An 8,604-nucleotide genomic window follows, 5' to 3' on the forward strand; every position below is an offset into this window, starting at 1 on the left:
AACGACAGGCCTTCAAACCGGGTACATGAACTGCTGCCCTGGAATCTCTCCTCTGTAAAATAATCCTTACGCCACGTTCAGTATGGGGCGCTTACACTATGGCCGTAGCAAAATTCAAATCCATGGCAGGACTGCCGCGGGTCCGATGGAGTGTGCTTATGTGGCTTATGAAGACATTACTAACATCGCGGTGTATTAATCAACGGGGAGCAGGTCAGAGGAATGAAGAGCGGTGCTAATGGTTACAAACGGGTATTGCTAAGGTCAATATGGGGATTGCATTCACTGGCCTGTTTATTTGTGAACGCTTATTATGGGTGGCCAACTAACATCAGGCAGGTTGCTATGATGTTACCCGGCACAAGAAGCGTATAACCCTGCGTTTTGATTTCAAACATTGGGAGCATGGTTATTCTGTAAGAATGTGCCACACTTCCAGTTATCGTCCAGTCGCGTTGCTAACCCGAATGAAAAATTTTCGCTCACACCACCTATACCGCATTGCCCTGTCGGTTCTTGTACTTATCTTCTGCTTGGCTGGGGCAACGATTTTCCTCTATGCACAAACTGCTCATTGGGTAAGAAGTCAGCAGAATGACAACATGGACCGCGCACAGCATCAGCTTGATTCTCTTTTAACGCATGTCGATCAGTCGGTGCAATCCATGCGGGCGTTGGTTGGTGCGGCCTGCACACCGCAAACGATAACTGAGCTGCGTCGTTACCTGGCTATCACACCTAATGTGGGGAACATTGAGCTGGCGAAGTCGGGGGCAGTCTATTGTTCCTCTTTGCTCGGCGCGGTACCTCCCGACACAGAAAAGCGGGAAGAGAAGCGTCTCTACCTGAGTGACACGACCATGTCCTTGCCGGGGCACCCCTTTGTCGTGTTTCATGTACATGAGGGCGCGGAGGGTCTTTATACCAGCACGGATGGTTATTATATTCGCAATATTCTGGAGTCGGCCTCTGAGCTTTCACCTGTGGTGTTGTTGACCGAACAGGGGTGGATGGCACAGGACGGGATCATTCATTCTTCATTGTTTCCCCATCAGCAAAACATACAGCTCCACTCTGCGGCTTACGGTTATCGGCTTTATTCAAACATCAGTACCACGGATATCATTGCGGTCTCTCTGAGGAACAGCCGGATTACAATGATGATCCTTGCCGGGTTGTGTGTGGCCATTGCTATCGCCAGCTATATCTGGTCTGGCCGGCCACGGACGCCTGAAAAATTATTGGCCATTGCGATGAAGAATCATGAACTGCACCCTTATTATCAGCCTATTGTAAAGGGCGAGCCGCCGGTGCCTGTCGGATGTGAAGTGCTGGTTCGCTGGCTGCACAAAAGCAATCTCATTCCTCCGGATCAGTTCATTCCACTGGCCGAAGAAACCGGGCTCATCATTCCGCTTACGCGACAGCTCATCAAAGATATCACTAACGAATTTGTAATGTCATATGAGCCGGTTGACCCGTTTTATATCAGCGTTAACATGAGCGCACGTCATCTGCAGTCTGAGGAGCTGGAAGCGGATCTGGAGTATTTCCTTATGCGGGCTGGCAGCAATATCCGTCTGGTTCTGGAGATAACCGAGCGTGAAATTATCACCGGTGATGACCGGGTCAGGATCCGAATCGAACGACTCAAAGCCAGAGGTGTCAAGTTTGCTCTGGATGATTTTGGGACTGGATATTCGACGCTGGAGACTCTGCACCACACTCCCGTTGAATTGATTAAGATTGATCGGCTCTTCACGTCTGGCATAGGGCGCAATGATTTATGCGAGGCTATCATAGGTAATGTTGTGGATCTGGCGAAGCGGATCGGTGCCAGCCTTATTGCTGAGGGGGTGGAAACGGAGGAGCAAATCACCTTTCTCAGGCAGCAGGGAGAGATGGCATACCAGGGCTATCTTTTTTCAAAACCTCTTCCTGGAGAGAGCTTCAAAAAATGGCTGGCTCAGATGTCGCCCCGGGAAAATGGCACTGGGGAACGCTGACGCCGCTTGTGTCATCCCCGTTATCTCTGTGTTGGTTCAAGTGACAGAGGGTTTAGATGTTTGGTGGCAGGGTCAAACTGTGTTCAGCCGGAGGAAGTGAGATATTCCCGGGTATCTCTGAGATAAGACGTTTTATTGTTCAGACTACACATTACGGGGACTACAAGTAGCGGATCGTGCGGGACCGCCAGCAGGTGCGGTGTCGGGGGCATTTTTTGTTTTCGCACGGGCCAGTGCCAGGCCGGGCTGGTGTTTGCGGAAATTTCAATGAAGCGAGAGTATTTTCCATTTGCCTGGTGAATCGTGTGGGGTAATACTCTTCCCAAATTGGGCGGCAACGTACATTGTTTTGTCGTTATAACGTATTGTTAGCGCAGATGGACAGAGCGTTGCCCTTGACGAAATCTTTTACGCCGACTTAGCTCAGTAGGTAGAGCAACTGACTTGTAATCAGTAGGTCACCAGTTCGATTCCGGTAGTCGCACCAGAATGCGGCCATCGTATAATGGCTATTACCTCAGCCTTCCAAGCTGATGATGTGGGTTCGATTCCCACTGGCCGCTCCAGCACAGCGTTTTGCCTGTGGGAATGAGGGGAACCGGTCCAGCCGGCAGTATATGTCCGCCTGCCAGTGATTTTTCGCATACATCGCTATTACGAAGCCCGAACATTTCTATGATACTTTACTCGCAGCCATGAGTATGTCTTCCGGTTTTCTATTTTTCGTGCGGGTTTATGATTCAGAAGACCCATACCTCAATCTGTTGTCTATTGAATATATCGCGCTGGCCTTTTTAGCTTAAGAGGCCATATTGCTGGATTATATCTAGGGCTCATTAGCTGTGAATGATGGGAAGAAAACGAATATGTCATCGATTCGAATCATCGTTCGTTGACATAAAAAATCATTATGCTGATGATGTTAACTGTAATAAATTGCCCGCGTATGAAAGAAAATTCTTAATTTTATGAAGGTTGTGCGATTAGCAATAGCCTGAAAAAAGCGGCAACCATAAACTTTTCTTTTTAAGTCACAGAGAGAACTTTTATGGCAGGGAATCGTTATTTCCCCTCAATGCGAAAAAGTGCCGGGTCACTTAGCCGATATATCTTCAGTCTTCAATCGGCTGTTGCAACATTTATTGCTGACTATCTTGATTATGTAGCCTGTTCGTTTCTTTGTGAGGATCGATATCCTGAACAGGATATCGATGGTGAGTCTATTCATATTGGCCAGATGTCAGCCGGACGTATTAAATGGGACGTATGCTACCTTAGCCTCCGGATCAATGACGCGACGAAAATGGATTTTTTCATTCGGGCAGACTACTCCGTTAGTACGAAAAAGGCGTTGCCGAAACTTCACCAACAGATATTCTGGTGCACTATCTGGGCAGCAGGAGACCATCTGGCATTTGAACTGGCAGAGCTCGATGGTTCTCTGATCCAATGTTTCTGGTTAGACAGAAAGGTTGTTCAGGGCACTTTTCGGCCTGTTGTTGATGAAATTAGGAGATATATTCATGCCGGACAGAGAAGGACCGAGTTACAAAAGGCAGAGGTACACCCGTGAAGCGTTTGAAAGGCAGACGGTTTTGTATGCGGCGAGGCAAGGAATGGAATCGTACACCGGAGAGTAAACCGGCGAAAAGGGTAAATGAAGAAAAATGTGGACGTGATGCTGAAGTTTGTAATACGCCAGGCCGGATAGTCTGAGCGTCTGAGGCGTCACGGCATTCTGTTCTCAGGGAGAACATCTTGTTGATTTACGTACTGACACAGATCGTAACGATGATTCTCATTGGGCCAAAAATTACACAGTGGCCAGAAAAATGAGGGACAGCATAATGGAGGCCTTGTCCCGGCAGGGCCGGGTAGCGATCAGGTGATAAATTTTTATAATTTAGTAGACTGTATTGATAGCATTTAAAGGAAATTTCCAATGACTTCTCTTCCTGCGCAAGGGCAAGGTGTGTGGAGCATTTTTTACGTTCAATGGATTGTCATTTTTTATAATAAAGGATCTATAGTGTTTGATTTTTTTAATCATTTTGGTAAGTATGCATTATGCAGTAGTATTGATCAGCCTTCTGTTGAAGGCCTCGCAATATTATTTTTTGATTTACATCGTGCAGAATATGGTGTGTTTATTCTTTAGGTATTTCATGCGCTGGTTCGCGCTGTCTCTATTTCCCCAGTCGCATAAATATCTAAGATGCGTGTATTCTCTGGCTAATATCATTTTTTTGGGGGGGGGTATGCGGGAGACAATGCTTAGAGTAAACTTAATATAGAAAGTTCCGATTTTTTAATTATTCGGCTTTTATTTCGATATGTCTGGGGCTTCAGTTTTTTGTCAACCAAGGTACCAACACTCTGGTCTTTTAAAAAAGGAGGTGACTGTGAGCGAGTCTTTTCATGTAAACCGATACAGGAAAAAAAGAAGCCAGTCCAGTGAATATAAACTTTTACTTCAGTCTGCGGCTGCAATGCTGGTTTCTGATTATACCATGGACGAATTTTTGCCGGGAAGACCACCCACCCGGCGGCGCGGCAGGCAGGAATATACGAGCGAGTTCTCTACTATTCAGATAGGCGAGGAAGTTAAACAGGATATTATCTGGGGAATAGGATATATCGGTCTAAAGATGGACAATGAAATGAAGCTCAATTTTTGTATCAATGCAAAAATGCTGGTTGATCATGCATGCCATTCAACTGAAAACATTTCTAAAGTATTCAGGTGTTCTATTTGGGTATCTGTGGATATATTACGTGTGAGGCTCGCCGACCAGAACGGAGATTTGCTCAAGAACTTTTGGTTCGATGAGGAGATTACTCAGGGTGTTTTTCAACCGGTGGTGAAGGAAATTAAGAAGTGTCTTCAACATCAACGGCACAGAATGAGGACGTTCACCAGCCAAAGGCCTTAAGACACGTTGATATCCTCCTCGTCCCTGAGGGCGGGGATTTCTGCGGTGTGCAACCAAAGCCTGGCTATGAGGTTCCTCACGGCATGTCCTGCAGCTAAAATGCTACCTGCACCGTTAATACCGATATTCCCGGTATGTCTACCTGTCTGCTATCCCCGGTTTACTTTGCGCCAGGTGCTTTTCTTTCGCTTTACTATCGCAGTAGACGTATATCTAGATTATGGCGTATGTCATACCCGCACAGCCCCAGTATTGCATGGTTTCAGCCAGTATAGTGCTGACATTTCACCCGGCTGCTTGCCGTGTTTATCGTCGATATTGGCATGTTGCTTACCTTTAAGCTCCCCAAAGACAATCATGGTGTAGTTTCTGCAGATTTCACTGGCAACATTATGCGGATTATCGCGTCGAATACTGGCAATGAGGGAGCGCTACCGCTGAATTTTCTATTTTTGTCAGCCGGCACCGGCTTAATGTCGCGCATTGCCCGCGTGTGCCGGGCTGTCGACGGGATGATATTCCGTGCTATCGGACAGCATTGTACATTTCGTAAAACCTGCATCCAGACAGACAATTATCGCTGCAGGGGGAGGCGCATTTTATGACCTTTTTACGTTTCCGTGCAGAGGGCATATCGTTTTGAATTATCGTTGATAAAGCATGAAATTATTACGTTTGATTGCGATCGACTGCAAGGTGATACTCTTCGTGGGCAAGCAGGTGCCAACCACTTTATTTTCATACGACAAGTGAAGAGATGAAAACGTTCATTAAATCAATACACTGGGTACCTATCCGGTTGATAATGAGTGTTTTGTACCTGCCGGCCCGCCCAGTGATTATTTATGTACTGCTTGTGTGTGGAAACAGCACGTTGTTTTTCTTAGTAAGAGCGGAGTCGGAATAGTGCACCAGGCAAGTGTAAATCTGCTTTTGTCAGGGACAGATCTACTGGCGATAGTTCGACGCGAAGGACTAAAAAGACACGCTGCCAGCGGGGAGCCAGACCTGCGCCTTTATGACCACGTATAATGATGATTATCGCATATTCCATCCGTTAGATGGCACTGATGATGCAGGTTGAATACCTGCTGGCTATTTAATGAAGGTTTTTCATTTCATCCAGAAGGGCGCGTAGCTGGAAAGCGTACTTTGGCCTCAAAACATTTTGTGTGGACAGCTTAAAATGTGAGGTTAGTGTTCAGCCAAATACGTGATGCAAATTATAATTCATTGATATGGTCACGGACAATTATCGAAATGATATTCATGATTTGATGTGTCCTGTACGATTTTTCGCCAGGTCAGCGCTCCCTCGTTCTATGTACAACTTATGCCTGCGATCGGAACCTGGAGTTTTTTCTTTATAGTGAACACGAATTATCTCGCGGTATTGTCGTCTTTTCTTCGTGAGGTGTAGGCTTATTTTGTCGGAGTGAATCGCCCTGTGTGGCGGAGCGAAATGGTTGTTTTTCGTATCAGAACATGCGAAACATGGGTGACCAGGGAGGCACCCGGCACTGCAGTGACCTTACGAAATGAGTGGTCTGTCAAAATCCAAAAATTTACTTCGGTGAGCTTTATGTTTTGGTTATTCCGTTGATGCAGTGGGCAAGAGTATTCATCCCATGACGGGTATGTGCAGACAAACCATGGCGCCAGCAGAGCTGGTTATCAACGTAGTCGCGGTTGGCAGGAAAAACAGCACGTCTTTCGGGTTGACGTCTGGCGGAGAGCCGGACCTGCCAGCAGCCGTTCAAGCTGGCAGATGTGTTTTCAGAATGTGGCTTGCAGTACGCCCGATGACTTAGAAGACGGGTCCTTCATCGTGTCGAAGAATTCTTATCTGGAACGATGCACGGGTATTGATAGGGTATGAGCTGAGCACTTACCAGCAAATGCCCGATTCAGGCTACAAGCCCAAAGGTTGTCTCAGGCACTTTGTTTCATGCAAAATTCTGCCCGTTGTTTGCTCCACTGCTGATTGAGTTTATGACATGATACACGGTAAGCGTTTTCCCAGGCCCTGTTAGCCTGAAGATAATCCCCCGCCTGTTCGAGGCGAATCGCTTTTCGTGCTTCGGGATAATAAGCCAGACTGTCACGAAGCTGATGTTGGGTCTGTGTTTCACCAGAGACTGTTGCGGGCGGCCAGAGTTCAGACACGACAATTTCCTCTTCTTTGTATGTAATGTGCATTAATAAGATGAATCCTATAGGGCTTGCTCTCCTTTGATGTATGATATATTGCCATTTTTCTTATGCATGATAAGAAAAATAGATTCATCATATGATGAATTTCTGGGTCGCTACGGATATTCATAGATACTTATGAGCCGTTGATAATATTGATTTTCATATTCCGTCGGTGGCATCTGATCGCTCGAACCATGCCGGCCCTTACTGTATAAAACATTTCGATGTAATCAAAAACATCGCTGCGGGCTTGTTTCCGCGTACCGTAGATTTTTTCTTTGTTCGTGTTGCGCTTGATTAGCTGCCAGACCCGATTAATCCTGCATTGTTGCCCGCTATCTCACAGGCCAAGATGGATCTTGCTATAGCCATAAACGCAACCGGACTCCAACCAGAACTGTTTGATTTGTCCTGTCAGCCTGAGATCCGCCTGATGCTTTGGTGAATACGGCTGTTGAAGCCGGGTATAAAACCCACCCGGATAAACATTTAGCGCCCGGCAGAGTAGACGAGCAGGTCAACAACAGGAGTTGTCACGGATAAAGGCGTACCTCAGTCGCACATCTTTGCGAAGTACGCCACGGATTTTTGATATGTCCCGCTCGTCAGTAACCTGCTTTAGCTCCTTCTGGAATCGGCAGATCCCGGCCTGAGCATCAGACTACGCATGTTTACCTTTTAAATGACTCTGGGATGTCTGTTAAACCCGTGGCGATTCAGTTGTTTCAACGGGGACTGGTGAGTAGTTGAAAAAAGTCGAGCGTAGCGTGAACGTTTCCTGGCAACTGAGGTTGAGACGATGCAATGGGAGAGCGGATATCACTGGTTGTCACTTATGATATCTGCTGATGCTCGACATCTTCAGCACTGATGCAGATCATAATCTGATGGCATTAAAAATGCGGGAAAGCAAAAACTGAGCTGGCCGTATAAGGACTTAAATATCGTGAGTTTTGTTCTGGAGGATCTCACGTCAGGGTTTTCAGAAGCACTCAGTGATGAGCAGATAAATCGCTTTCCCCCTTAACTCTTTTCAGAGGGGCAGGGGTAAGCTCACTAAAAACCAGGCTGAAGCCATGAGCACTGTGGAACTTAGGGTTCGCCTGCTTTTGCGCCGTGATCGAATCAGGTATACATGATCTGATGGTGATATTATCCGACTGCATCTTCAAAATTTCTCCAGAAGGGAAGGTTAAAGAAAGTTTTGAATCCCCCTTGAAAAGCACGAGCGTGTTGTCTGCATTGACGCTCTGTTCATCTCCGGATACTTCTATTTTCACTGTAGTGGGAACTTCAACCTGAGCGATGGTTTTTCCGTGGCTGATCGCAGAGATGATTTTAGGACAATTTTGTGCGGATACCCCCCCGCTTAAGAGTAAGCGTCAACTCAATGCCGTCTGGCAGAATCTGAAATTCCTGAGAGTATAGTGGACACTAAATATGGTGGACGCTATCCATGAAATCACTGA

Annotated in this window: 6 protein-coding genes, 2 tRNA genes and 1 pseudogene; 6 read left to right on the top strand and 3 right to left on the bottom strand. The window is 46.5% G+C overall.

The window, feature by feature from the left end:
* Positions 1-467 precede the first annotated feature (467 nt).
* The 6 genes from B9Y90_RS25140 (at position 468) to B9Y90_RS25165 (ending at position 4,939) form a co-directional block, all read left to right on the top strand.
* Positions 468-2,006: an EAL domain-containing protein gene (locus B9Y90_RS25140; protein WP_176227936.1), complete on the top strand. Its 1,539-nt coding sequence runs from the start codon at positions 468-470 to the stop codon at positions 2,004-2,006.
* Between the two features lie 412 nt (positions 2,007-2,418).
* A tRNA-Thr gene (locus B9Y90_RS25145) sits at positions 2,419-2,493 on the top strand.
* A 4-nt stretch (positions 2,494-2,497) separates the two neighbouring features.
* Positions 2,498-2,572 (top strand) — tRNA-Gly (locus B9Y90_RS25150).
* Positions 2,573-3,054: 482 nt separating this feature from the next.
* Positions 3,055-3,579, top strand: coding sequence for a hypothetical protein (locus B9Y90_RS25155; protein WP_139827503.1), 525 nt, complete (start codon positions 3,055-3,057; stop codon positions 3,577-3,579).
* A gap of 369 nt (positions 3,580-3,948) precedes the next feature.
* Positions 3,949-4,164: a hypothetical protein gene (locus B9Y90_RS26720; RefSeq protein ID WP_139827504.1), complete on the top strand. Its 216-nt coding sequence runs from the start codon at positions 3,949-3,951 to the stop codon at positions 4,162-4,164.
* A gap of 244 nt (positions 4,165-4,408) precedes the next feature.
* Positions 4,409-4,939 (top strand): C1 domain-containing protein, encoded by a 531-nt coding sequence (locus B9Y90_RS25165; protein WP_085543033.1) that lies wholly within the window; start codon positions 4,409-4,411, stop codon positions 4,937-4,939.
* A 1,932-nt stretch (positions 4,940-6,871) separates the two neighbouring features.
* Here B9Y90_RS25165 and B9Y90_RS25170 read toward each other — a convergent pair.
* The 3 genes and pseudogenes from B9Y90_RS25170 to B9Y90_RS25180 all read right to left on the bottom strand — a co-directional run bounded on the left by B9Y90_RS25170 (position 6,872) and on the right by B9Y90_RS25180 (position 8,415).
* Positions 6,872-7,105, bottom strand: coding sequence for an ANR family transcriptional regulator (locus B9Y90_RS25170; protein WP_245874545.1), 234 nt, complete (start codon positions 7,103-7,105; stop codon positions 6,872-6,874).
* Positions 7,106-7,248: 143 nt separating this feature from the next.
* Positions 7,249-7,796: pseudogene (locus B9Y90_RS25175) on the bottom strand (hypothetical protein); the annotation flags it as partial.
* Positions 7,797-8,127: 331 nt separating this feature from the next.
* Complete coding sequence (locus B9Y90_RS25180) at positions 8,128-8,415, bottom strand: hypothetical protein (protein WP_085543034.1); 288 nt, start codon at positions 8,413-8,415, stop codon at positions 8,128-8,130.
* Positions 8,416-8,604 lie beyond the last annotated feature (189 nt).

This window comes from Cedecea sp. NFIX57 (assembly GCF_900177785.1).
Lineage (GTDB): Bacteria > Pseudomonadota > Gammaproteobacteria > Enterobacterales > Enterobacteriaceae > Cedecea > Cedecea neteri_C.

Bases quoted from the DNA above. Each gene is read 5' to 3' on its own strand.
- B9Y90_RS25140 (WP_176227936.1), top strand. From the start codon at position 468: ATGAAAAATTTTCGCTCACACCACCTATACCGCATTGCCCTGTCGGTT.
- B9Y90_RS25155 (WP_139827503.1), top strand. From the start codon at position 3,055: ATGGCAGGGAATCGTTATTTCCCCTCAATGCGAAAAAGTGCCGGGTCA.
- B9Y90_RS26720 (WP_139827504.1), top strand. From the start codon at position 3,949: ATGACTTCTCTTCCTGCGCAAGGGCAAGGTGTGTGGAGCATTTTTTAC.